Here is a 22,936-nt window from a genome sequence, read left to right as displayed (position 1 = left end):
ACTTCGCGTGCCGTCACCGGATCAAAGCGGCGACCATTCAATCGCGTCTCCGCCCTCGTCGTCGGCACTGACCGTCGCAGCCGTCGGCCCGATAGCCTCGAGCAGCCGGTCCAGCGCCCAGTCGACGCCGGTGCCGGCGGCGGCCGAGATCGGGATGACCTCCGCCCCGCTAGCTTCTTCGAGTTCGCACACGAGCGCCTCGATCAGTTCGTCGTCTAGCGTATCGATCTTATTGAGCGCCAGAACCTGCGGCTTGTCGACCAGCCCCGCGCCGTACGCCGCGAGTTCGTCGCGGACGATCCGGTAGCTCGTCGCCACATCGGCATCCTGCGCGTCGACCAGGTGAAGCAGCACGCGGCAGCGTTCGATATGGCCCAGGAACCGGTCGCCGATCCCCGCGCCCTCGGCCGCACCCTCGATCAGCCCGGGAATATCGGCGACGACGAACTCCTGTCCCTTGTGGCGGACCACGCCGAGCTGGGGACGGGTGGTCGTGAAGGCGTAGGCACCGACCTTGGCTTGCGCATTCGTCACCGCGTTGATGAAGGTCGACTTGCCGGCATTGGGCAGCCCGACCAGCCCGGCATCGGCGAGCAGCTTGAGCCGCAGCCACAGCCACGCCTCCTCGCTGGGCCAGCCGGTTCCGTGCTGGCGCGGCGTACGATTGGTCGAGGTCTTGTAACTGGCATTGCCGCGCCCCCCGTCGCCGCCCCGCAGGAAGACCTCGCGCTGGCCGACCTCGGTGAAATCGAGCAGCACCTCCTCCTTGTCTTCCGACAACACCTGCGTCCCGACGGGGACCTTGATCACCAGATCGTCACCCCCGCCGCCGGTGCGGTTCGACCCCGATCCGCCCGACCCGCGCGGCGCGCGGAAATGCTGAGTATAGCGGAAGTCGATCAACGTGTTGAGGCCGGCGACCGCCTCGAACACGATATCGCCACCCTTGCCGCCATTGCCGCCATCGGGGCCGCCATATTCGATGTACTTCTCGCGCCGGAAGCTGACCGCTCCCGGTCCGCCGCTGCCCGAGCTGACGTAAATCTTGGCCTGATCCAGAAAATGCATGGACGCTATCTAGGGCCGCGCGCCGGGTTCGCCAGCATTGAGTGCGCTAAAGGCGATATCGCGCGCCGCATCGCGCCGCAGCCCGAGCGCGCGGGCCATCGGCGCCCCCAGCAGCGCGTCGCCCAGCGCGAGCAGGACGAGCTGGAGCGTTTCCTCGTGAATGGGCCGCTTGGACTGCACATGTTCGTCGGCCGCGAGCTCGTCGACCAGATCGTGGATCGCGGTCAGGATCGGATCGAGCGCGTTTTCGTTGCCCGACAGGATCATCCAGCTCGCCAGCGCCCCGGCGCCGCCCTTGCCGAACGCGTCAAAGGTGAGATCGACGACCTCGCGCGGGTTACGATTCTCGGCGCGGTTGCGAAGCACGGCGTCGCGGATCGTGCTCGTAATCGACTTGGCCATGCGTTCGATCAGCGCCTTTTGCAGCCCCTCGGCCGAGCCGAAATGGTGGAGCAGGGTGGCGTGGGTGCGCCCGATCCGCGCCGCCACCGCCTTCAGCGTCACCGCCTGCGGGCCGTCCTCGACCAGCAAGGCGCGCGCGGCGTCGAGCGCGGCGTCGCGCGACTCCTCGGGCGAGTTGCGCCGGCGAGTAGGAAGGGTGGACGCGGACATGGGGCAGGCTGTTCGACGTTTTGACGGGCAAAGGCAATCATCGCGTCGCCGGCTTGGCCCGTCCCGACAAGCGCGGGAAGGGCTGATCATGTCAAGCCGCGAGCGGCATCGGCCCGGTTCGCGCATCGTCCAAGTCGAGAACCGTCTCGACCGCGTCGACAGCGTGGCCCAGCGCGCGGCAGGCAAGCGGGACGATGCGCCCGGTCGGCCGAAAGCCGAGCTTCGCCAGGACGCGCGCGGAGCGGGGATTGCTCGCCATGGGCCGGGCGATCAGCCGAGGCAGCCGCAGCCCGTCGCGCGCGATCGCCACCACCGCGCGCCCGGCCTCGGTAGCGTAGCCGCGGCCCCAGGCGTCCGGTGTGAGCCAATAACCGAGCTCGTGCGCGTCGCCGCACCGGTGAAGTCCGATCCCGCCGATCAGCTCCGGCTCCGTCCCGCGCGTCGCGATCACGAAGACCGGCGCGTCGGTCGCGTGAGCCTGGGCGAGAAAGGTGCGGGCGTCCTCCACCCGGTACGGCCAGGGGACGTGCGCGAGCCTAGTCACCACGGCCTCATGCCCGATCGCCCGGGCGAGGGTAGCTGCGTCGTCCGGCCAGCCGGGCCGAAGTGTCAGACGGGGCGTCAGGGCGAACATCGTCGGCTCTCCTCCTTATCGCGCGCCGTTGCCACGCCGGGATGACGTGACGACGACAGAGCGGGTGTGAAGGGAGCAGGAAAAAAGGGAGCCGGGGTGACCCGACTCCCTTTCTGGATGGCTGGTTCCGCTGCAGGAACCCGGATCGCCCTGGTGGACGACCCCGTTGGTCGTCCGTTATTCGGCCGCCTGCGCGGTAATCTGGACCGAACAGAATTTGCGGCCGAGCTTGCCTTGCGCGAACGCGACGCGGCCATCGACGAGCGCAAACAAGGTGTGATCCTTGCCGATACCGACATTGGTGCCCGGATAGAATTTGGTGCCGCGCTGGCGCACGAGGATGTTCCCCGCGACGCACTCCTGGCCGCCGAATTTCTTCACGCCGAGGCGCCGACCGGCCGAGTCGCGACCGTTGCGCGACGAGCCGCCTGCTTTCTTATGTGCCATTGCTCACTAACTCCTTACGCCTGCGCCGGCTCGGCGGTGTCCGCCGACCGCGTCTCGCCACCGATGCCGACGATCCGGAGGATCGTGTGGCGCTGGCGATGACCGTTGCGACGGCGGTAATTGTGCCGGCGCCGCTTCTTGAAGACGATGACCTTCTCGCCCTTGGCCTGCGCGACGATCTCGGCGGCGACGGTCAGTCCTTCCACCGAGCGCAGTTCCGCGCCCTCGCCCGCGAGCAGGACATCGCCCAGCTCCACCGAGGAACCGGCTTCGCCGTCGATCTTGTCGACGACGATCTTGTCTCCGGCGGCGACGCGGTATTGCTTGCCGCCTGTGCGCACGATCGCGAACATGGCCTTATCACTTCCTAAATCTCGAACACCCGACAGGCGCGCGGGCCCATCGGGAAAGAAGCGCCAGCTAGTCGCGCCTCGTCCGCGTGTCAACCGCGCGGCGTGGATACGGCCCTAGTGGCGATGCTCGTGCTTGAGGGCATAGCGCCCATCTTCGAACCCGCGGAACAGCCCGGAAATGGCGGGGTGATCGACCGGCTCGTCGCTGTCGTCCACGAGCAGGTTCTGCTGGCTGACATAAGCGACATAGCTCGACTCGGCATTCTCGGCGAGCAGGTGGTAGAAGGGCTGGTCCTTGGATGGTCGGATCGCGGCCGGAATCGCGTCATACCATTCGTCCGAATTGGCGAAGACGGGATCGACGTCGAAGATCACGCCCCGGAAATCGAACACGCGGTGACGCACCACATCACCGATCGAAAAGCGCGCATGAGCGATCGGCGGTGCGGAGACTGCGGCGCGGGCCGCCGGTTCGGGAAGATCGCTGAACTGCATGAAACTGCATTTAGTGGATGCGGGGCCGGACACAAGCGCGACGGTCTTGCATGGGCGCAGGCAAGTCGGTAGAGGCCCGCGCTCGACCGCCGAGCCCGCTCATCGAAGCGGCGCGAGACCTCTGCGGAGAGGTGCCAGAGTGGTCGATCGGGACGGTCTCGAAAACCGTTGTGCCCTTGCGGGTACCGTGGGTTCGAATCCCACCCTCTCCGCCAGTTTCCTTATGCTGCTCGACGTGCTGTCCGGTCGAGCGCGGCCTCGACATGGGGAAGGATGCGTCGCGCGACGATGGCAATCGCGTAGGCATTGGGATGGATGCCGTCCGCCAGCACCAATGATCGGTCGCCGATCACCCCGTCGAGGAAGAAGGGGTGGAGTGCCGCTCCGTGGCATCTGGCAAGATCGGGATAAAGGGCGTTGAACCGCGCGGCCCGGTCACCGAGAAAGGGCGGCGCGAGCATCCCCGCGATCAGCACCGGCACGCCCACCCGCTCAAATTCGCCGAGCATCCAGTCGAGATTGTCGCGCGTCCGTGCCGGATCGACGGCGCGCAGCAGGTCGTTCGCGCCGAGTTCCAGAATAGCCAGATCCGGCCTGCGCGTCAGCCGCGACAATAGGCGCGGCAAGCGCGCGCGACCGCTGGCCGTCGTATCGCCCGAGACGCCCGCATTATCGACGACCGCGCCCGGGCGACCGGCTGCGAGTAATGCCTGAAGCTGCCGGGGAAAGGCCTGGTCGGGCGCCAGACCATAGCCAGCGGTGAGGCTGTCGCCGAACGCCAGCACATAAGGACCGGCGCCGCTCAACGCGCGTGCCGCCTGGGCTTGTGGAACGCCGCCTGGGCACCCCGGCCGTCATGGCTGAAGCAGGCACCATGGCCACTGGCATAGACATGGTGAGCGGCCACATCCTCGCGGTCAGGCTCAAGCCAGCCGGCGCCTGCCTGGTCGAGCGCGGTGACGATCTTGCCGTGCCGGTTGCGGGCCAGCACCAGCGGCCGGCCCTTGTCGGGGCCACGCGTGACCCGTGCCGAAAGCGTTAACATATCTACTCCTGACGATAACCAGGATATGGGAATCTGATCGCCCGGATTCCAGATTTCCGTGCTCGATCCATGACTTGGTCGATATGGGTCAGGCCTGGTCGACGCGGCGCGCTTCACAGGCGAGGCGCCCGGATTGTGCGCTGATCACCATGGGACTTAACGGTGCCTTAGCGTTGATGGCGCTAGCTGAGCCCGTGGACCTGTTCCTTCTTCCCGCCGTCTTCGTCGCAGGCGCCGTCCTGGCGAGCCTCGTGCCGCGCCGGCGCGGGCGACCGGTCGCGCCGCCTTGGTTCGACCGGCTTCGCGCCGAGCCGCCTGACATTGCGGCGGGAGAGGGGGGTGGCTTCGTCGCGATCCTGGAGGTCGACCGGTTCGCCACGCTGCGCCGCGACATCGGCGCCCGGCTCGCCAACCGCCTGCTCGCCCATGTCGCCGAACGCGTGGCGGCCGACCTGGACGGATGCGAGATAGGCCGGACGGGGCGCACATCGATCGAGTTTGCCTTTGTCGCCGCCGATTTGGAAGCCGCGCGAACGGCGCTGACGGCGCTCGTCAAGCGCCTGACGAAGCGCATCACCATCGACGAGCTGACCTTCGACCTGACCGTCCTGATCGGCGCCGCCCAGGCGAGCGCCGACGCCACGCGCGAGGAGGTGCTCGACCATGCCGCCGCCGCGATCGCGACCGCCCAGGCCACGCGCCAGCCCGTCTGCTTCGCCGACGAGGAGAGCGAGGACGAGTCGGGCCTAGACGACATCGCGCTGATGCGCGACCTGCGCCGCGCGATCGAGCAGAACGAGCTGCGGCTCCATTACCAGCCCAAGCTGCGGTCGCGCACCAACGCGATCGACTCGGCCGAAGCATTGCTGCGCTGGCCGCATCCGACACGCGGCACCGTCGCGATCGAACGGCTGATCCGCCTGGCGGAGAGCACGGGCGCGATTCGCGACCTGACCGAATGGGTGCTGGCGAAGGCCGTCGCCGACCAGGCGCGGCTCGCGGCGTCGGGGCACGACCTGACTATCTACGTCAACATATCGGGGGTGCTGCTGCCCGATGCCGAATTCGCCGGACGCGCGTTAGCGACGGTGACCTCCGCCAGGGGCCGGATCGGGTTCGAGGTGACCGAGACCGCGGTGATCCAGGATCCCGAGGGCGCGCTGGCCAATCTGCGTGCCTTTTCGGCGGCCGGGATCAAGATCGCGATCGACGATTACGGGTCGGGGCTGTCCTCCTTGTCCTATTTAAAGCAGCTTCCCGCCAATGAGCTCAAGATCGACCAGATGTTCGTGTCGGGGCTGATCGACAGCCACCGCGACCCGCTGCTCGTCCGCTCGTCGATCGACCTCGCCCATGCGCTCGACATGGAAGTGACAGCCGAGGGAGTCGACGACCCGCTCGCGCTGTCGCTGCTGCGCGTCATGGGGTGCGACATGATCCAGGGCTATCTGATCTCGCCCCCGATCGAACTCGCGGCGCTCCAGACATTTCTGACCAATTTCGATCACCGCGAGCATCTGTCGACACCGCGGCTGGTGATTCCAAAGGCGGGCTGAACTCCGTTGAGTAAGACGGCACCGGCCCGTTCCCCCGTCCGGCCACCCATCCAGTATGATCCGTGGGTGGCCGGGTGGGGGGAGCGGGCCGATGCCGGTTTCACGTTAGTGGAACAAACTACAAGACGCCGCTCGCGCTATAGCGAGCGCCCGATCACTTCCTTCATGATCTCGCTGGTGCCGCCGAAGATGCGCGTGACGCGCGCCGCGCGCCACGACCGCGCGATCGGATATTCGTTCATGTAACCCGCGCCGCCATGGAGCTGGAGGCATTTGTCCATGATCTCCCATTGCAGCTCGGTGTGCCATAATTTGGCGGCGGCACCTTCCTCGTTGGTCAGCTCGCCCTTCAGGTGGCGCGCGATCGCCCAGTCGAGATGGGCCCAGCCGACCTGGAGCTTGGTCTTGATGTCGGCCAGGACAAAGCGGGTGTTCTGGAAGTCGAACACCATCCCCGCGAACGCCTTGCGATCCTTGGTGAAGGCGACCGTCTCGTCGAACGCCTTTTGCGCGGACGCCTGGACCGACACGGCGATCGACAGCCGCTCCTGGGGCAGCTGGCTCATCAGGTAGATGAAGCCCTTGCCCTCCTCGCCCAGGCAGTTGGTGATGGGCACGCGGACGTCATCGAAGAACAATTCGCTGGTGTCGGCGGCGTCCTGGCCGATCTTGTCGAGCTTGCGGCCCTTGCGGAACCCCTCGCGGTCGGACTCGACCAGGATGATCGACATGCCCTTCCAGGCGGGCTTGGCGTCGGGGTCGGTCTTCGCCACGACCAGCGTCAGGTCGGTGTTCTGGCCGTTGGTGATGTAGGTCTTGGACCCGTTGATGACGTAATGATTGCCGTCCTTCTTGGCGCTCGTGCGGATCGCCTGGAGGTCGGAGCCCGTGCCCGGTTCGGTCATCGCGATGGCGGTGATCGTCTCGCCCGACACCATCCTGGGGAGCCATTCGGCCTTCTGCTCCTCCGATCCGTAATGGGCGATATAGTCGGCGACGATGTCGGACTGGAGCGAGAAGCCGGCGGGGACGCCGTTATAGCTCATCTCCTCGTCGACGATGGCGTTGTAGCCGAAATCGAGGCCCAGCCCGCCATATTGCTCGGGCACGGTCGGGCATAGCATCCCGATCTCGCCCGCCGCCCGCCAGAACTCCTTGGGGACGAGGCGGTTCTTCTCCCACTCGTCGACCTTGGGCACCGCCTCCTTCTGCAGAAAGCTGCGGACCGTCTGGCGGAACGCTTCATGGTCGTCGTTGTAGGCGAAGCGGCCGGCGATGTTGTCGAGCGTGAGCATGGAAACCTCTCGAAAGCGGATGCCGGGAACGTGCGGCGGGGTGCCGCGAGCGTCAAGTAACAATTGTTATGGTGGGCATGTTCGCGCCTCGGCGGCTACCCACTCCGGCCGCGACCCGCTAGGGCAGGGAGCGAAGGAGAGCAGGACCCATGAAACTCGCCAGTCTCAAAGGTGGTCGCGACGGGAAGCTCGTGGTCGTGTCGAACGATCTCGCCTGGTGCACCGATGCCCGGCATATCGCGCCCACGCTCCAGGCCGCGCTCGACGAATGGGACCGGCTGTCGCCCGACCTGCGCAACCTCCAGACCGATCTCGATCACGGGGTGATCCCGCGCGACCGCTTCCACGAGCATGACGCGGCGGCGCCATTGCCGCGCGCCTATCAGTGGGCGGACGGATCGGCTTATGTGAACCATGTCGCGCTGGTCCGGCAGGCACGGGGCGCGGAAATGCCCGAAAGCTTCTGGCACGATCCGCTGATGTATCAGGGCGGATCGGACGGGTTCCTCGGCGCGCGCGACGCGATCCCGCTCGCCGACGAGGCCTGGGGATGCGACCTGGAGGCGGAGGTGGTCGTCGTCACCGGCGACGTGGCGCAGGGCGCCTCGCGCGACGCGGCGCTGGCGGCGGTGCGGCTGGTCGGGCTGACCAACGACGTGTCGCTTCGGAACCTGATCCCGGCCGAACTGGCCAAGGGCTTCGGCTTCTTCCAGTCCAAGCCCGCATCGGCCTTCTCGCCCGTCTTCGTCACGCCCGACGCGCTGGGCGACTGGTGGCGGGACGGGAAGCTCCACCGCAGGCTGATGGTCGACCTCAACGGCCGGCCCTTCGGCCGCGCGGAGGCGGGCGAGGACATGACCTTCGACTTCGGGACGCTGATCGCCCATGCCGCGAAGACCCGCGCGCTGGGGGCGGGGACGATCATCGGGTCGGGCACCGTGTCCAACCGCGACGCGGGCGGCGGACCGGGCAAGCCGGTCGCGGCGGGCGGGGTCGGCTATTCCTGCCTGGCCGAGGTCCGCACCGTGGAGGTGATCACCGGCGGCGCGGCGGTCACGCCCTTCCTCAAGGACGGCGACACCGTGCGCATCTGGGCGGAGGACGATCGTCATCACCCCATCTTCGGCGTGATCGAGCAGAGCGTCCGCGCGGTCTGACCGCATCAGTGGAAGTCGTGCGACTTGATCGGGATGTCGTTCTCCCGGTCGCGAGCCCGGTCGCGGAAATGATAGTCGGAGCGGACCTTGGGTTCCCAGCCCTTCTCGCCCCGGTCCGGGCTGCCGCCGCGCATCCCGTCGCTGGGGCTGGTGAGGCGTGGCATCTCCATGTCGCCGACGCGGCGCAGCATGGGGGTGCGGTCGGTCAGGCCGTCGCCGATGACATGGATCACGACGCCCTGGCGCTGGACGCGGCCGCGGACCGACAGCATCGCCGCGCTCATCACGGTGGTGCGATGCGTCTCGAATATGTCCGGCCACAGGATGATGTTGGCCACCCCCGTCTCGTCCTCCAGGATGATGAACAACACGCCCTTGGCGCTGCCCGGCCGCTGGCGCACCAGGATCACCCCCGCCACCTCGACGAGCGTGCCGTCCCTGGTGTGGCCCAGATCGATGCACCGTATCATGCCCCGCCCGGCCAGCTCGGCGCGCAGGAACTGAAGCGGGTGGGCGCGTAGGGAAAGCTGGGTGAAGCGGTAATCCTCCACCACCTCGCGCCCGGCCGAGAGCGGTTTCAGGATCGTCGGCTGCTCGTGCGTCCCGGTCAGCGCGAGCAGCGGCAAGGATCGCTCGCCCAGCCCGCGCAGCGCCCAGAGCGCGCCGCGCCGGTTCAGCCCGAAGCCATGGAACGCGTCGGCGCGGGCGAGCGCTTCCAAGGCCGCCAGCTTGACCTCCGATCGCCGCCATACGTCCTCGAGCGACGCGAAGGGCGCCGAGGCGCGGGCGTTCAGGATCCTGTTCGCGTCCTTTGCGGCAAGACCGGTCACGATGCGCATGCCGAGCCGAAGGGGGCGGCGTCCATGGTCGTCGAGCAGCCTGGTGTCCCAGTCGCTGTCCCGGACGCATACCGGCCGAACCTCTACATGATGCGCCACGGCGTCGCGGACGATCTGGGCGGGCGCGTAGAAGCCCATGGGCTGCGAGTTGAGCAGGGCGGCGCAGAACACGTCCGGATGGTGGCACTTCATCCAAGACGAGGCATAGGCGATCTTGGCGAAGCTCATCGCGTGGCTTTCCGGAAAGCCGTAGGAGCCGAACCCCTCGATCTGCTTGACCAGCCGTTCGGCGAATTCCTGGGTGATGCCGTTGCGAAGCATCCCTTCGATCAACTTGTCACGAAACTCGCCGACTCCGCCGGTCATCTTGAACGTCGCCATCTTGCGGCGGAGCCGGTCGGCTTCGTCGGGGGAGAAACTCGCCCCGAGTATCGCGACCTGCATGGCCTGTTCCTGGAACAAGGGTACGCCCAGCGTCTTTTCGAGTACCATCTTCAGCTTCGGGCTGGGATATTCCACGCTGTTCCTGCCCGCCCGCTTGTCCTCGCGCCGCTTCAGATAGGGATGGACCATGTCCCCCTGGATCGGTCCGGGGCGGACGATCGCGACCTGAATCGCGATATCGTAGAAATTCTCGGGGCGCATACGCGGCAGCATCGACATCTGGGCGCGGCTCTCGATCTGGAACACGCCCAGCGTGTCGGAGCGGCACATCATCTGGAAAGTCGGCTCGTCCTCGGCTTGGAGGATGTCGTCGTCCAGGGTGAGGCGGATGGCCTTGTGCGCGGCGAGCAGATCGAACGCGCGACGCATGCAGCCGAGCATGCCGAGTCCCAGGATATCGACCTTCATGAAGCCGAGCTCCTCGATGTCGATCTTTTCCCATTCTACGACCTGACGGTCGATCATCGCGGCGGGTTCGACGGGAACCAGCGACGCGAGCGGGTCGCGGGTGAGGACGAAGCCGCCGGGATGCTGCGACAGGTGGCGCGGCGTGCCGATCAACTCCCGGGCGAGGTCGAGCGCGAGCGCGAGTCGCTGTTCACCCCCGTCCAGGTTGAGCGCCGCGACCCGGTCGGCGGGCACCCCGTCGCTCGACCATCCCCAGACCTGGCCGGCCAGCGCCGCGGTCACGTCCTCGGCCAGCCCCAGGACCTTGCCGACCTCGCGGATGGCGCCGCGGGTGCGGAACCGGCTGACCACCGCCGTTAGCGCGGCATGGTCGCGGCCATAGGTGTCGTAGATCCACTGGATCACCTCCTCGCGCCGCTCATGTTCGAAATCAACGTCGATATCGGGGGGCTCGTGGCGGCTTTCCGACAGGAAGCGCTCGAACAGCAGCTGATGCCTGACCGGGTCGATCGAGGTGACCCCGAGCACGAAGCAGATCACCGAATTGGCGGCCGAACCGCGCCCCTGGCACAGGATGCCCTGACTGCGCGCATATTGGACGATCGAATGGACCGTCAGGAAATAGGGCGCGTAGTCCAGCTTGCGGACGAGCGAGAGTTCCTTGCGGAGCAGACGCCGATAGCGTCCGGCCGGCCTTGTCGGGAAGCGCGCGTTGAGCGCGCGCCACGTCATCCTCTCCAGCGCCTTTTGCGGCGAATGGGCGGTCATCACGCGTTCGTCGGGATATTGATAGCGCAAGTCGCGAAGCGAGAAGGTGCAGCGCTCGGCGATCGCGGCGGTGGCGAGGAGGGCGTCGGGGTGATGGCGAAAGCGGCGCTCCATCTCGGTGGGGAGTTGCAGGTGGCGATCGGCATGGCGCTCGCGGCGCAGGCCAAGTTCGTCGATCGTGCATTTCTCGCGGATCGCGGTGACCACGTCCTGAAGCCGGTGGCGGTCGGGCGCGTGATAGAGCACGTCGCCGGTCGCGAGCGGCCGGAGCCCGTGCCGACGCGCCGCCTCCGCGACGCGGGCCAGGCGGCCGGCATCGCCGGGGCGGCGGTGAAAGGTCAGGCACACATGCCCCCGGTCGCGCCCGAACAGCTCGGCCATCCAGCGCAACTGATCGGCGTCGGCGCCGTCACGGCCTGGCACCAGCGCGGCGACCAGCCCCGGCGCCGCTTCGGCCACGTCCTCCCAGTGGAGAAAGCAGCGGCCCTTTTCGCCATGCCGCGGGTCGGCGCGGGCCTTGCCGCGGGTGAGCAGGGCCGTGAGCCGGCTCCAGGCGGCGCGATCCTCGGGCCAGACGAGCAGCGACGCGCCCGAGACCAGGTCGAGCCGGCAGCCGACGATCGGGCGGACGCGCGCGTGCTGCCTGGATACCTCCTCCGCCGCGACCAGCGCGCGCACCATGCCCGCCACCGAATTGCGATCGGTGACCCCCAGCGCCGCATAGCCCATCACCGACGCGGTCGCGAACAGCTCCTCGGGCGACGACGCCCCGCGCAGGAACGAGAAATGGGTGGTGACCTGAAGCTCGGCATAGCTCATTGCCGGACCGGTCCGAGATGACTAGGTGAGATGACCAGTTCGGGAGCGGAAGCGATGAAATATGTCGGCGCGGCCGAGTTCAAGGCCAATTGCCTGCGTCTGATGGACGAGGTCCAGGCGGGCGGCGAGCCGATCACCGTCACCAAGCGCGGCAAGCCGGTGGCGATGCTGACGGCCGCCAAGGCGGAAGAGCCTCGTCGGGGCTCGTTGATCGGATGCATGGCTTCGTCGGTGTACCGGTTCGACGACCCGTTCACGCCGGTGTCCGACATGGACCAGTGGGACGCCAACAATCCCGCCGAGCTGTACGACTCGAAACGGTGATCCTTCTCGACACGAACGTGGTGGTCTGGGCCGGACTCGACGATCCTCGACTTGGTGGATCGGCAAGGCGGTTGATCGACCATGCGGCCGGCGGACAAGGACTGGGCATGGCGTCCATAACGCCTTGGGAAATGGCCATGCTGGTTTCCAAGAACAGGCTGACGCTCGGCCGGCCGGTGGTCGACTGGGTTCGAGCATTTCTGGCCCGGCCCGGTGTCGAGTTCGTGCCGCTCACGCCTGAAATCGGCATGGATGCGGGGTCCTTGCCGTCGACCATCCACGGCGATCCGAGCGATCGTATCATCATCGCCACCAGCCGCGCACTTGGCTGTCCGGTGCTGACCGGCGATGGTCTTATCCTTCGATACGCCCAAGCCGGCCTTCTCAGCGCCATCGACGCGCGGCGCTAGCTCACCCATGGAAACCGTGCAGGTGCCAGCTCAGGTCGCCCGTCTCGGCGCGCACGCCGTCGCCGCGGCGAAACAGCCAGAAGCGGTGGCCCGCCTCGTCCTCGACGCTGAAATAGTCGCGCACGGCCCCTTCCTCGGCGACGCGGCGCCACCATTCGCCGGTGATGCGCTCGGGGCCGTCGGCGCGGACCACGTAGTGGCTGGTGCCGCGCCAGGTGAAGCGTTTGGGCGGCTGGTCGGGGAGTTCGGCCAGCACATGCTCGATGCGCTCGGGATGGCGCAGGAGCAGGGCGGGGCGCGGCCAGCGGGGGTGCCAGGGATGATCGGCCGCGCGCGCGTCGAGCAGGCGGACATCGCCCTGCCGGAGCACGGGCGGCGCGCGGCCGGGCGCGTCGAGTGGCGGACGATGCGCCACCGATCGCTCGGGCACGTCGCTCTCGACCGGCCGAGCGCGCCAGGGCAGGCGGCCGCCGAGCCGGTTGGCGAGCGCGTCGACCAGGGGGGCGAGGTCGGGCGCGGCGTCCTCCGCCAGCGCGGGGGCGAGCGATTCGGGGCCGAGCGGATCGCTGCGCAGGACATGGAGCGCCAGCGCGTCGAGCCCGAAGCCGGGGGCGATCTCCTCGATCCGGCGAACGAGCAGGCGCCCGAGACGCGCCGGATCGCGCGCGGGCCGCGCCAGTCCCACCCGGATGATCTGCGGCACGCCGTCGACCCGCACCGCGACGAGCTCGACCAGCCGCGCCCCGCGCCCGGCGCGCGCCAGCGCCGCGCATAGCCGGGGCACCAGCACGTCCAGCCAGTGCGCGATCGCCTCGGCGGTGGCGATGGGTTCGGCGAAGCGCTGCTCCACCATGATCCGCTCGGGCACCGCCACCGGATCGAGCGGCTCGGGGGCGTGTCCCAGGGCCTGGTCGAGCCGCCGGACGAGCGCGCCGCCGAAACGCCGGGCGAGCGGCCCGCGCGGCAGCCTCGCCAGCTCGCCCACCGTGTCCACCCCCAACCGGCGGAGCAGTTCCAGATGCCTGGGCTCCAGCCGGAGCGCGTCGGCGGGAAGGGGGGCGAGCGCCTCGCGGTGGCGGCCTGGCGGGCAGATGGCGATCGGGTCGCGGCGCCGTCGGGCAAAGGCATGGGCGGCGCCGGGCGTGTCGGCGATGCCGATGCGGGCGGCATGGCCCAGCCGCGCCAGCAACCGCCGGAGACGCCGGGCGAACCGGGCCTCGCCGCCATGGAGATGCGCGACGCCGGTCAGGTCGATGAACAGGCCCGCATCGTCCGACATCATGACCGTCGGCGCCCAGCGGCGGGCGAGCGCGACCGCCAGCCGGTGGAGCGCGGCGCGGTCCCCCTCCGGATCGGCGGGAAGGATCAGCAGGCCGGGCACGGTCGCGCGCGCCTGGGTCAGCCAGGTGCCGGGATCGAGCCCCAGCGCGCGGGCACGGGGACAGGCGGCATGGATGATGTCGCGGCCGTCGACGCGGTGGGCGGTGACCATGGGCAGCGCATGGCCCCGCCCATGGTCACCGGCCGGTCGGCGGCCCGGGGTCCGCCCCGGGTTGGACGGCACGTCGGCACCCGACCCGGCGCAGGCGCGGCCGACGGCGCCGTCCGACATGCGCCCCGTCAGGAAAAAGGCGCCCTCGCCCGGATAGGGTCCGTCGCCCGCGCGGCGCGTGCCGGGCGGGTGGGCGTCTTCGCCGCCCCGGCGGACCGGAGTCACGCCGCCCCGCGACGCCACGGGCGACCACGCCTCGTCGGGGGGCATGGCCTTGAAGGGATGGTCGGCGGCTTCGCTGCGGCGGCCCATCTCGCGCATGGGCGGGCGCTGGTGGAGGGGGAGTCGGGCGACCTCCGCCGCGACCTCCGCCTTCGCCCATTTGGCGCCGGGTCGCCAGCCGGGGTTGGCGCCCTGGTGCTGGGCGGAGCGGGCGCGCTCCTCCTGCGACCAGAGTGCGCCGGGACGGGCTTCGGGGGTATCGGGGACGGAGCAGGTCGGGGGGCGCTCGGCCAGGGCGGCGCGACCGAGTGAGTCGGCCGTCGCGTCGGACCCGTCGCGAGCGACGGGCCGGCCGCTGTCGTCGGACGTGCCGTGGTCGGCACGTCGGCCGGTCGTGGCCATTGACGGCTCAGCCGCCGGTCGCGGAACGCGACCGGTGCGTCTGAGCCGATCCAATGGCCATTCTGGCAGGTAAAGCGAGGCGACCCGTTTCATCGCATGCCTCCACAAGGATTTGAAAAGGCTCGCCGCCTTTTTGGCGGGCGAGGTCGAGATGCCAGCACGCCCGGCCCAGGCCCTCATGCGGCAGCGGGGCGGAGGGCGCGGAGGCGATGCGCCAGCGGGTGAGGGCGGCGGAGGGCTGGCCCAGCGGGTCGGCCCCGCCCTGGGCATGGCGCTTGAGCAGCAGGGCGATGGTGCGCCCGCCCTCGGCGGCGAGCTGGAGCCGGCGGGTCGCGGCAAGCCCGGCGCGCTTGCACTCGCCGATCACCGCGCCCAGCCCGCGGTGGCGCAGACCCTCCTCCATCACCGCCAGCAGCTCGCTGTCGTCGTGCGCCTCGACATAAAGGAGCCGTTCGGGCGCGAGCCCCGCCTGGTAGAGGCCCGGCGCGAACAGGTCGCGCCGCCGCATCACCCACAGGACGGGCCCCCAGGCGCGCGCGGCGATCCCCGCCATGAACAGGGTCGCCGACGCATCGTCGCCGTGGCGCGGCGTGGCGGCGGCGACCTCGTGCAGCGCGTCGAGCCTGAGCCCTTCGCCCGCCAGCCGCGCGTCGATCGCCGCCACGCCGAAGGGCAAAGCGGGGCGCCGCTGATGCCCATCGCCCTCGATGCGGCGCAGCGTCTCGCGTAGCTCCGCTAAAGTCTGGGTCATGGCACCTGGGTCACGGGATTTGGATCACGGCTGGTTCTCTGACGCGGTTCGAGTCGGCAACGGAACGTGTTCCTACTTTGTTCCAATCGAGAGTCGAGTCAATCGCGTCGTGAATGCCGTCCAGGACAGAGACGGGCGGGCCGGGCGTCGCACCCACTCTATCCGGATCGCGCGCGCGACGTGGAAGTTCACTGGAAGTTCAGGCCAAGAACGTCCGATGTCGTGAGCGAAGGTATCCAGGCCATACGGATCGATGCCGAACGCGCGGCGAACCGAGTACCACGCGCGATCGATGCGGATCGACCGCCCTTATCGGGCGCGGGTCCGAACCGACGCCAAAAAGCGGGCAGGAGGCCCAGAATCCCGAGTCGGGGGAGCCTTGCACGGGTGGAGGTCTGTAGGACAGCGACCTGTCTTCCGTCGGCTTTCGACCAAAGGCGGACGTTCGGGGATCACGCTCCCCATGATCGCCGGGGCCGGATGGCGTGCGACCGGTGCGCTGCCGGTCGTCTCAAGGACCGGCGGCGTGATGCGCTACAGCAGGAAGTCGGCGGCTCCGAGCGAGCCGGCGTTGACCAGCAGGGTGAAGTCGGCGGCGCCGTCGCCGTTGACGTCGCCGAACAGGCGGGCCTGGCCGTCGACGACCGCGTAGCGCAGCTCGCCCGCGCGGTTAGTGAACGCGGCGGTGCCGATGAAGCTGAACGCTTCGTTCCCGCCCGCGAAGCTGTCCGCGTCGATCTGCGACAGGTCGATCCGGTCGCCCGCCCCGCCGTCGAAGTCGAGCAACTGGTCGATCACGCCCGCGCCTTCGCCGATTCCGGTGAAGACGAACAGGTCGGCGCCCACTCCACCGAACAGCGCATCCGCGCCCGTGCCGCCGATCAGGATGTCGTTGCCCGCGCCGCCGCGCAGCGTATCGCGACCCTCCCCGCCTTCGAGATAATCGGCCCCGTCATCGCCGAGGATCTCGTCGTCGCCCGCGCCGCCATAGGCCTGGTCGTCGTCGAGCCCGCCCGCGAGCACGTCGTTGTCGCCGCCGCCGTAGAGCGCGTCCGCGCCCTCGCCGCCGTCGAGATAATCCGCCCCGTCGCCGCCGAACAGCTGGTCGCCGCCGTTCTGGCCGTAAAGCTGGTCACCGCCCGCGGCCCCGAGCACCACGTCGGCGCCCAGCCCGCCATAGAGCCGGTCCGCGCCTTCACCGCCGTCGACATAATCGTCGCCATCCTCGCCGAAGAGCGCGTCGTCGCCCTCCTGACCCAACACGGTATCGCCGCCCGATCCGGCCAGCACGGTATCCGCGCCCGCCTCGCCCGACAGCCGGTCCGCGCCCTCGCCGCCGTCGAGATAATCGTCGCCGTCCTGGCCGTGGAGTTCGTCATTGCCGATGCCGCCGTAAAGCTGATCGGTGCCCGCGCCGCCCAGGATCAGGTCGGCGCCGGCCTCTCCGGTCAGCAGGTCGTTCCCGGCGGCGCCATCGACCTCGTCGTCGCCGTCCTGGCCGAACAGCTGGTCGTCGCCGTCCCCGCCGTCGAGCCGATCCGCGTCGGCGCCGCCGATCGCGACGTCGGCGCCGCTTCCGCCGACCAGGCGGTCGCGGCCGGTGCCGCCGTCGAGATAATCGTCGCCGTCGCCGCCCTGGAGTTCGTCGTCGCCATCCTCGCCGTAGAGCTGGTCGGCGTCCGCGCCGCCCACCAGCACGTCCAGGCCGCGACCGCCATAGATCGCGTCGCGCCCGGCCCCGCCGTCCGCGTAATCGTCGCCGTCCGCGCCGCCCGCGACGTCGTCGCCGTCCTCGCCCAGCAGCACGTCGTTTTCGGTCTCGCCGTAAAGCTGGTCGTTACCCGCCCCGCCGACCAGCGTGTCCGCGCCCGTGCCGCCATAGGCGACATCCGCGCCCGCGCCGCCCTCGGCGAAGTCGGCCCCGTCCTGCCCGAAGATCAGATCCGCGCCCTCGCCACCATAGATGCCGTCGGCATCGGCGCCGCCCAGGATCGTGTCCGCGCCGGCTTCACCGTAAAGCCGGTCAGCGCCGATGCCGCCATCGACGAAATCGTCGCCGTCGCGCCCGAGCAGCTCATCGTCCCCGCCCTCGCCGTAAAGCTGGTCATTGCCCAGACCGCCGACGAGGAGGTCGTTGCCGGTCTCGCCGTACAGGCTGTCGTCGCCGACGCCGCCGTCGATGAAGTCGTCGCCCGCGCGGCCGAGCAGCAGGTCCGCGCCCTCACCGCCATAGACCTGGTCGGCGTCCGCACCGCCCACCGCGACGTCGTTCCCCGTCTCGCCGTACAGGGCGTTGCGGCCAGCGCCCCCGTCCAGGAAATCGTCGCCCTCGCGGCCGAGCAGAAAGTCGTTGCCCGCCTCGCCGTAAAGCTGATCGCCCTCCGCGCCGCCGACCAGCGTGTCGCCGCCGCTCCCGCCGTAAAGCCGGTTGCGACCCGCCCCGCCGTCCAGGAAGTCGTCGCTATCACCGTCGAACGGGTCGTCATCGTCGCCGCCGAACAGGTCGTCGTCGCCATCGCCGCCATAGAGTTCGTCCCGGCCGCCGCCGCCGACGAGAATGTCCGCGCCCCCGTCTCCGTAGAGCCGGTCCTGGCCGGCCCCGCCGTCGATGAGATCGTCGTCCTCGCGACCAAAGGCCAGATCGGCCCCGTCCCCGCCGTAAAGCTGGTCCGCGCCCGCGCCGGCGGCGAGCGTGTCGTCGCCCGCGCCGCCATAGAGCCGGTCGGCGCCCGCACCGCCGTCCAGATAATCGTCGCCGATCTCGGCGAGGAGCAGGTCCGCGCCGTCCGCGCCGAACAGCGCGTCATTGCCCGCGCCCGCGACGATCACGTCGTCGCCGCCGCGCCCATCGAGCGTGTTGGCGCCCGCATTGCCGTAGATGCTCTGGGCCACGTCGTTGCCGATCAGCGTCAGCGCCGCCGTGCCCCCGGCGTTCGACGTGGCGAGCGTCTCCACCGCCGCGTCGGCCGACAGCGTGAAGCCGTCCACCGCCGCCACGATATCCGCGCCCTCGCCCGCGCGCTCCACCACCGTGTCGCCGGCATAGACGCGGTAGATGTCGTCACCGGCCCCGCCCGCCAGCGTGTCGCCGCCGCCCGAACCATAGAACTCGTCCGCACCGGCCGTGCCGACGAGCGTGTCCGCGCCCGTGCCGCCGAGCAAGGCCGTGATCTGGAACGACACCGCCTTTATGCCCGTGTCCGGATCGCCGCCGGTGCCGCTGGAATCCTGCCAGGTCAGGATGCCACGGCCATCGTCGGCAAGCGTGAACTCCGCGAACGAACCCGCGCCGTTGGGGGTCGGGTCGAGCGTGACAGGCCCTCCCGCAGCGAGCCCGTCCGCGCTGAACAGTTGGGCTCGAATGCCCGCGCCCGTGTCATAGGTCACCAGAAACGCGCCGTTGGACAGGGACTGGACCGACGGATTCAACCCGGTCTCGACGGTCTGGGCAGGGCCCACCCGCGCGCCTTTTTCGTCATAACGCTGAATCGCGATCACCGGCGGGATGTTCAGCGGCGGAAAGCGCGAGAAATTGCCTGTCTCGGCCGCGACCACGAAGCCCCCGGATACCAACGCCGCAACCGACGCGTCGCGAACCTCGCCCAGCCCGTCGGGGCCGAACGCCGCTCCGACCCGACTTCCCGTGCTGTCATAGACCTGACCTACGAGCGTGAAACTATTGCTGACCACGACCAGGTAATTCCCGGATTCCAGCAGTGCGGAGTCGAGTTCCAGGCCCCCGGACCCGTCCGTCACGTTGGTGATCGGGCCGATCGCGCCCGTGTTCTCGACCACACGCGTGAACACCGGACTGCGGGTGTAATCGCGTTCCGCCAGACCTTCCCATGTCACGGCAAGCCGTCCGTTGCCCAGATCGACGACGGTCGTCTGCGCGGCGGACTGCGCGACGGAGTTGTTGACCGGCCAAGAAGCGGCAACTCCCGCCGCGACGCCGCTTTGGTCGAATTGCTGCACCTGAATCCGCCTGTCGTCGCCCCAGGCGACAGCGAACCCGCCGGACGAGATCGCCGTCACCGACGGTGCCCGTTGCTCGCCCGCTACGCCGGCGTTGATGCCGAACTCGCCGCCGAGCTTGGCGCCGTTCGCGTCGAGGAGTTGCGCCTTGATGTCGCCCCCGTTCTCGGCGCTGCGCCAGACGACCACGACATTGCCGTTCGTCAGCCGGGCCGTGACCGGCGCGTCCTGCGCGCCCTCCGTCACCGTGTTGACGAGAAACTCCGACCCGATCGGCTGCACCGTCGCCATGTTCCTGCTCTCCGCGCCCAAATTGATGTGGCTTCCCGTCGGGTTAGCGTGCGGCCGATCGGAACACACCAACAAAACGCGCCCTTCGCTCCGATCCCGACCTAAGGCCCGCGCTCAGCAGAGCCGGTGCCGTCCCCGCGCAACCGTGGACGCCCACAACCGGCTTGAAATAATCTTTCAACCGTTCAAAGACCCGCGCCGACGATCCGCCGCGCCAGACGGCGGCGATCCAGGAGATCTTCATGGCCGGCGAGCAGCCGCAAGACCCCCGGCGTGCCAATCTGCCCCCGCTGACCCTGCACGTGCCCGAGCCCAAGTTCCGGCCGGGCGATCCGGTCGATTTCGCCGAGGTGGACGTGCCCCCGGCGGGGCAGGCGCGGCGGCCCGATACGGCGGCGGCGGCGCGCGACTTCACCGACCTGGCCTATACGCTGGTGCGCGTGCTCGACGAGCAGGGCCAGGCGGTCGGTCCCTGGAACCCGCGGCTGTCGCCCGACCGGCTGCGGCGGATGCTGCGCGCGATGGTGCTGCTGCGCGCCTTCGACGAACGGATGTTCCGGGCGCAACGCCAGGGCAAGACCAGCTTCTACATGAAGGCGACCGGCGAGGAGGCGGTCGCGGTCGCGGCGACCATGGCGCTCGATTACGAGGACATGTGCTTTCCCTCATATCGGCAGCAGGGCATCCTGATCGCGCGCGACTGGTCGCTGGTCGACATGATGAACCAGATCTATTCGAACACCGCCGACCGGCTCCAGGGCAAGCAACTGCCGATCATGTATTCCGCGAAGGAGGCGGGGTTCTTCTCCATCTCCGGCAATCTCGCCACGCAATATCCGCAGGCGGTGGGCTGGGCGATGGCGTCGGCCGCCAAGGGCGATACGCGCATCGCCGCCGTGTGGTGCGGCGAGGGATCGACCGCGGAGGGCGATTTCCATTCCGCCTGCACCTTCGCCAGCGTGTACCGGGCGCCCGTCATCATGAACGTCGTCAACAATCAATGGGCGATATCGAGCTTCTCCGGCTTCGCGGGGGCGGAAGCGACGACCTTCGCGGCGCGCGCGGTGGGCTATGGCATCGCGGGCCTCCGTGTCGACGGCAACGACGCGCTTGCCGTCTACGCCGCGACCGAATGGGCCGCCGAGCGCGCGCGGACCAACCAGGGGCCGACGCTGATCGAGCATTTCACCTACCGCGCCGAGGGCCACTCGACCTCCGACGACCCCGGCCAGTACCGCTCGGAGGGCGAGCCGAACGCCTGGCCGCTCGGCGACCCGATCAAGCGGCTGAAGCAGCACCTGATCGCGATCGGCGAATGGGACGACGACCGCCACGCGGCGCAGGATCGCGAGCTCGCCGACCAGGTGAAGGCGTCGCAGAAGGAAGCGGAGAAGAACGGCATCCTCGGCCACGGTCTCCACCAGCCGCTGGGCACCCTGTTCGACGGGGTGTTCGAGGAAATGCCCTGGCACCTGCGCGAGCAGCAGGCGCAGATGATGGCCGAGGAACAAGCGAGCGGGCGGCCATGGGCGCGGAAGTGAGCGAGGTGATGCCGATGGAAGACTCGTCGAACGACGACGGCTCCGCCCCCGCCACCGTCCGCGAGTCGTCGGACGCCTCCGGCGCCGTCCGCATGAACATGATCCAGGCGATCAACTCCGCGCTCGACGTGATGATGACGCGCGACCCCGACGTGCTCGTGATGGGCGAGGATGTCGGCTATTTCGGCGGCGTGTTCCGCGCGACCGCCGGGCTCCAGGCCAAGCATGGCAAGACGCGCGTGTTCGACACGCCGATCACCGAGATCGGCATCGTCGGCGTCGCGATCGGCATGGGCGCGTACGGGCTGCGCCCGGTGCCGGAAATCCAGTTCGCCGATTATATCTATCCCGCGCTCGACCAGCTTGTCTCCGAAGCCGCTCGCCTGCGCTACCGCTCGGCGGGCGAATTCACGGCCCCGATCACCGTGCGCTCGCCCTATGGCGGTGGCATCTTCGGCGGGCAGACGCATTCGCAGAGCCCCGAGGGCATCTTCACGCACGTATCGGGCATCAAGACGGTGATCCCGGCGACGCCCTACGACGCCAAGGGGCTGCTGATCGCGGCGATCGAGGACAACGACCCCGTCCTCTTTCTCGAACCCAAGCGCATCTATAACGGCCCGTTCGACGGTCATTGGGACCGCCCCGCCAAGAACTGGAGCGCGCATCCGGCGGGCGAGGTGCCGACGGGCTATTACCGCATCGATCTGGGCAAGGCGGATGTCGTCCGGCCGGGCGAGGCGCTGACGATCCTGTGCTACGGCACCATGGTCCATGTCGTGGGCGCGGTGATCGAGGAGTCGGGAATCGACGCGGAGATCGTCGACCTGCGCACGCTGGTGCCGCTCGACATCGAGACGATCGAGGCGTCTGTCAGGAAGACCGGGCGCTGCATGATCGTCCATGAGGCGACGCGCACCGGCGGGTTCGGCGCGGAGCTCTCCGCGTTGATCCAGGAACGCTGCTTCCACCATCTGGAGGCACCGATCGAGCGGGTGACCGGGTTCGACACGCCTTATCCGCACAGCCTGGAATGGGCCTATTTCCCCGGCCCCGTGCGCATCGGCGAGGCGCTCAAGAAGATCATGAAGGACTGATACGGAATGGCGCGCTTCACCTTCAAGCTGCCGGATATCGGCGAGGGCATCTCCGAGGCCGAGATCGTCGCCTGGCACGTCGCGGTCGGCGACCGGATCGAGGAGGACGGACCCGTAGCGGACATGATGACCGACAAGGCGACGGTCGAAATGGAGTCGCCCGTGTCGGGCGTCGTCGTCGAACTGGCGGGCGAGGTCGGCGACCAGGTCGCGATCGGCTCCGCGCTGGTGGTGATCGAGACGGAAGCGGCGGACGCCCCCGCCGAGCTGGACGCCGCGCCGCCGACGTCGGAGCAGGCCGAGGTGGCCGAGCAATATGGCGCGGAGAATCCCGGCGTCGACGAGGTCGTGCCGCCGGTCATGACCACGCCCGCGCGGGCGGGGGGCGAAACTTCTCCCCTCCCTGGACAGGGAGAGGATCAAGGGGTGGGTAGACGTGAGACGGTGGCCGATCCTATCCCGTCCCCCCCCCCCCGACCCCACCCCGTCCA

20 protein-coding genes and 1 tRNA gene are annotated in these 22,936 nt (G+C 69.1%); 8 read left to right on the top strand and 13 right to left on the bottom strand.

The genetic code is table 11. The features are described 5' to 3' along the window. Positions 1-21 precede the first annotated feature (21 nt). The 6 genes from obgE to hspQ all read right to left on the bottom strand — a co-directional run bounded on the left by obgE (position 22) and on the right by hspQ (position 3,609). Positions 22-1,068, bottom strand: coding sequence for a GTPase ObgE (obgE, locus tag VF592_RS07295; RefSeq protein ID WP_331004953.1), 1,047 nt, complete (start codon positions 1,066-1,068; stop codon positions 22-24). A gap of 9 nt (positions 1,069-1,077) precedes the next feature. Then, on the bottom strand, positions 1,078-1,680 hold the full coding sequence (locus VF592_RS07290; protein WP_331004952.1) for a TetR/AcrR family transcriptional regulator: 603 nt from the start codon (positions 1,678-1,680) through the stop codon (positions 1,078-1,080). 91 nt (positions 1,681-1,771) lie between these two features. After that, positions 1,772-2,314 (bottom strand): GNAT family N-acetyltransferase, encoded by a 543-nt coding sequence (locus tag VF592_RS07285; protein WP_331004951.1) that lies wholly within the window; start codon positions 2,312-2,314, stop codon positions 1,772-1,774. 177 nt (positions 2,315-2,491) lie between these two features. Beyond that, positions 2,492-2,761, bottom strand: a complete 270-nt coding sequence (rpmA, locus tag VF592_RS07280; protein ID WP_331004950.1) for a 50S ribosomal protein L27 — start codon at positions 2,759-2,761, stop codon at positions 2,492-2,494. Positions 2,762-2,775: 14 nt separating this feature from the next. Next, a complete protein-coding gene (gene rplU, locus VF592_RS07275) occupies positions 2,776-3,114 on the bottom strand; it encodes a 50S ribosomal protein L21 (protein WP_331004949.1) in 339 nt (112 codons plus the stop codon). A 114-nt stretch (positions 3,115-3,228) separates the two neighbouring features. Then, on the bottom strand, positions 3,229-3,609 hold the full coding sequence (hspQ, locus tag VF592_RS07270) for a heat shock protein HspQ (protein ID WP_331004948.1): 381 nt from the start codon (positions 3,607-3,609) through the stop codon (positions 3,229-3,231). A gap of 125 nt (positions 3,610-3,734) precedes the next feature. On the opposite strand from hspQ, the gene VF592_RS07265 reads away from it, so the two are divergent. Next, positions 3,735-3,824, top strand: a tRNA-Ser gene (locus tag VF592_RS07265). Between the two features lie 6 nt (positions 3,825-3,830). On the opposite strand, the gene VF592_RS07260 is transcribed toward VF592_RS07265, so the two are convergent. Both VF592_RS07260 and VF592_RS07255 read right to left on the bottom strand, forming a co-directional pair. Next, complete coding sequence (locus VF592_RS07260) at positions 3,831-4,415, bottom strand: arylesterase (RefSeq protein WP_331004947.1); 585 nt, start codon at positions 4,413-4,415, stop codon at positions 3,831-3,833. Then, positions 4,412-4,654, bottom strand: coding sequence for a hypothetical protein (locus tag VF592_RS07255; RefSeq protein ID WP_331004946.1), 243 nt, complete (start codon positions 4,652-4,654; stop codon positions 4,412-4,414). The genes VF592_RS07260 and VF592_RS07255 overlap by 4 nt, the downstream gene beginning before the upstream one ends. A 194-nt stretch (positions 4,655-4,848) precedes the next feature. Between VF592_RS07255 and VF592_RS07250 the strand changes: the two genes are divergently transcribed. After that, a complete protein-coding gene (locus VF592_RS07250) occupies positions 4,849-6,210 on the top strand; it encodes a GGDEF domain-containing phosphodiesterase (RefSeq protein WP_331004945.1) in 1,362 nt (453 codons plus the stop codon). 137 nt (positions 6,211-6,347) lie between these two features. On the opposite strand, the gene VF592_RS07245 is transcribed toward VF592_RS07250, so the two are convergent. Beyond that, a complete protein-coding gene (locus VF592_RS07245) occupies positions 6,348-7,505 on the bottom strand; it encodes an acyl-CoA dehydrogenase family protein (RefSeq protein WP_331004944.1) in 1,158 nt (385 codons plus the stop codon). A gap of 149 nt (positions 7,506-7,654) precedes the next feature. Here VF592_RS07245 and VF592_RS07240 point away from each other — a divergent pair, with 149 nt between their 5' ends. Continuing rightward, positions 7,655-8,662, top strand: a complete 1,008-nt coding sequence (locus VF592_RS07240; protein ID WP_331004943.1) for a fumarylacetoacetate hydrolase family protein — start codon at positions 7,655-7,657, stop codon at positions 8,660-8,662. A 5-nt stretch (positions 8,663-8,667) separates the two neighbouring features. Here the strand turns inward: VF592_RS07240 and VF592_RS07235 are convergent, their stop codons facing one another. Continuing rightward, positions 8,668-11,940: an error-prone DNA polymerase gene (locus VF592_RS07235; protein WP_331004942.1), complete on the bottom strand. Its 3,273-nt coding sequence runs from the start codon at positions 11,938-11,940 to the stop codon at positions 8,668-8,670. A 30-nt stretch (positions 11,941-11,970) separates the two neighbouring features. Between VF592_RS07235 and VF592_RS07230 the strand changes: the two genes are divergently transcribed. Beyond that, positions 11,971-12,264: a type II toxin-antitoxin system Phd/YefM family antitoxin gene (locus VF592_RS07230; protein WP_331004941.1), complete on the top strand. Its 294-nt coding sequence runs from the start codon at positions 11,971-11,973 to the stop codon at positions 12,262-12,264. After that, entirely contained in the window at positions 12,261-12,674 is a 414-nt protein-coding gene (locus VF592_RS07225) for a type II toxin-antitoxin system VapC family toxin (protein WP_331004940.1), read from the top strand. The genes VF592_RS07230 and VF592_RS07225 overlap by 4 nt, the downstream gene beginning before the upstream one ends. A gap of 1 nt (position 12,675) precedes the next feature. Here VF592_RS07225 and VF592_RS07220 read toward each other — a convergent pair whose 3' ends face one another. From VF592_RS07220 to VF592_RS07210, 3 genes are all read right to left on the bottom strand, one after another. Further along, positions 12,676-14,790, bottom strand: a complete 2,115-nt coding sequence (locus VF592_RS07220) for a DNA polymerase Y family protein (RefSeq protein ID WP_331004939.1) — start codon at positions 14,788-14,790, stop codon at positions 12,676-12,678. Between the two features lie 7 nt (positions 14,791-14,797). Continuing rightward, on the bottom strand, positions 14,798-15,541 hold the full coding sequence (locus tag VF592_RS07215) for a protein ImuA (protein WP_331004938.1): 744 nt from the start codon (positions 15,539-15,541) through the stop codon (positions 14,798-14,800). Between the two features lie 534 nt (positions 15,542-16,075). Beyond that, positions 16,076-19,807, bottom strand: coding sequence for a hypothetical protein (locus tag VF592_RS07210; RefSeq protein WP_331004937.1), 3,732 nt, complete (start codon positions 19,805-19,807; stop codon positions 16,076-16,078). Positions 19,808-20,049: 242 nt separating this feature from the next. Between VF592_RS07210 and VF592_RS07205 the strand changes: the two genes are divergently transcribed. From VF592_RS07205 to VF592_RS07195, 3 genes are all read left to right on the top strand, one after another. Further along, on the top strand, positions 20,050-21,348 hold the full coding sequence (locus VF592_RS07205) for a 3-methyl-2-oxobutanoate dehydrogenase (2-methylpropanoyl-transferring) subunit alpha (RefSeq protein WP_331004936.1): 1,299 nt from the start codon (positions 20,050-20,052) through the stop codon (positions 21,346-21,348). A 92-nt stretch (positions 21,349-21,440) separates the two neighbouring features. After that, a complete protein-coding gene (locus VF592_RS07200; RefSeq protein ID WP_331004988.1) occupies positions 21,441-22,445 on the top strand; it encodes an alpha-ketoacid dehydrogenase subunit beta in 1,005 nt (334 codons plus the stop codon). Positions 22,446-22,451: 6 nt separating this feature from the next. Next, positions 22,452-22,936, top strand: a 485-nt coding sequence (locus VF592_RS07195) for a biotin/lipoyl-containing protein (protein WP_331004935.1), incomplete at its 3' end; no start/stop codon positions are given.

It is taken from the genome of Sphingomonas sp. (genome assembly GCF_036388435.1).
Lineage (GTDB): Bacteria > Pseudomonadota > Alphaproteobacteria > Sphingomonadales > Sphingomonadaceae > Sphingomonas.
This window is presented reverse-complemented; position numbering and strand designations above follow the sequence as displayed.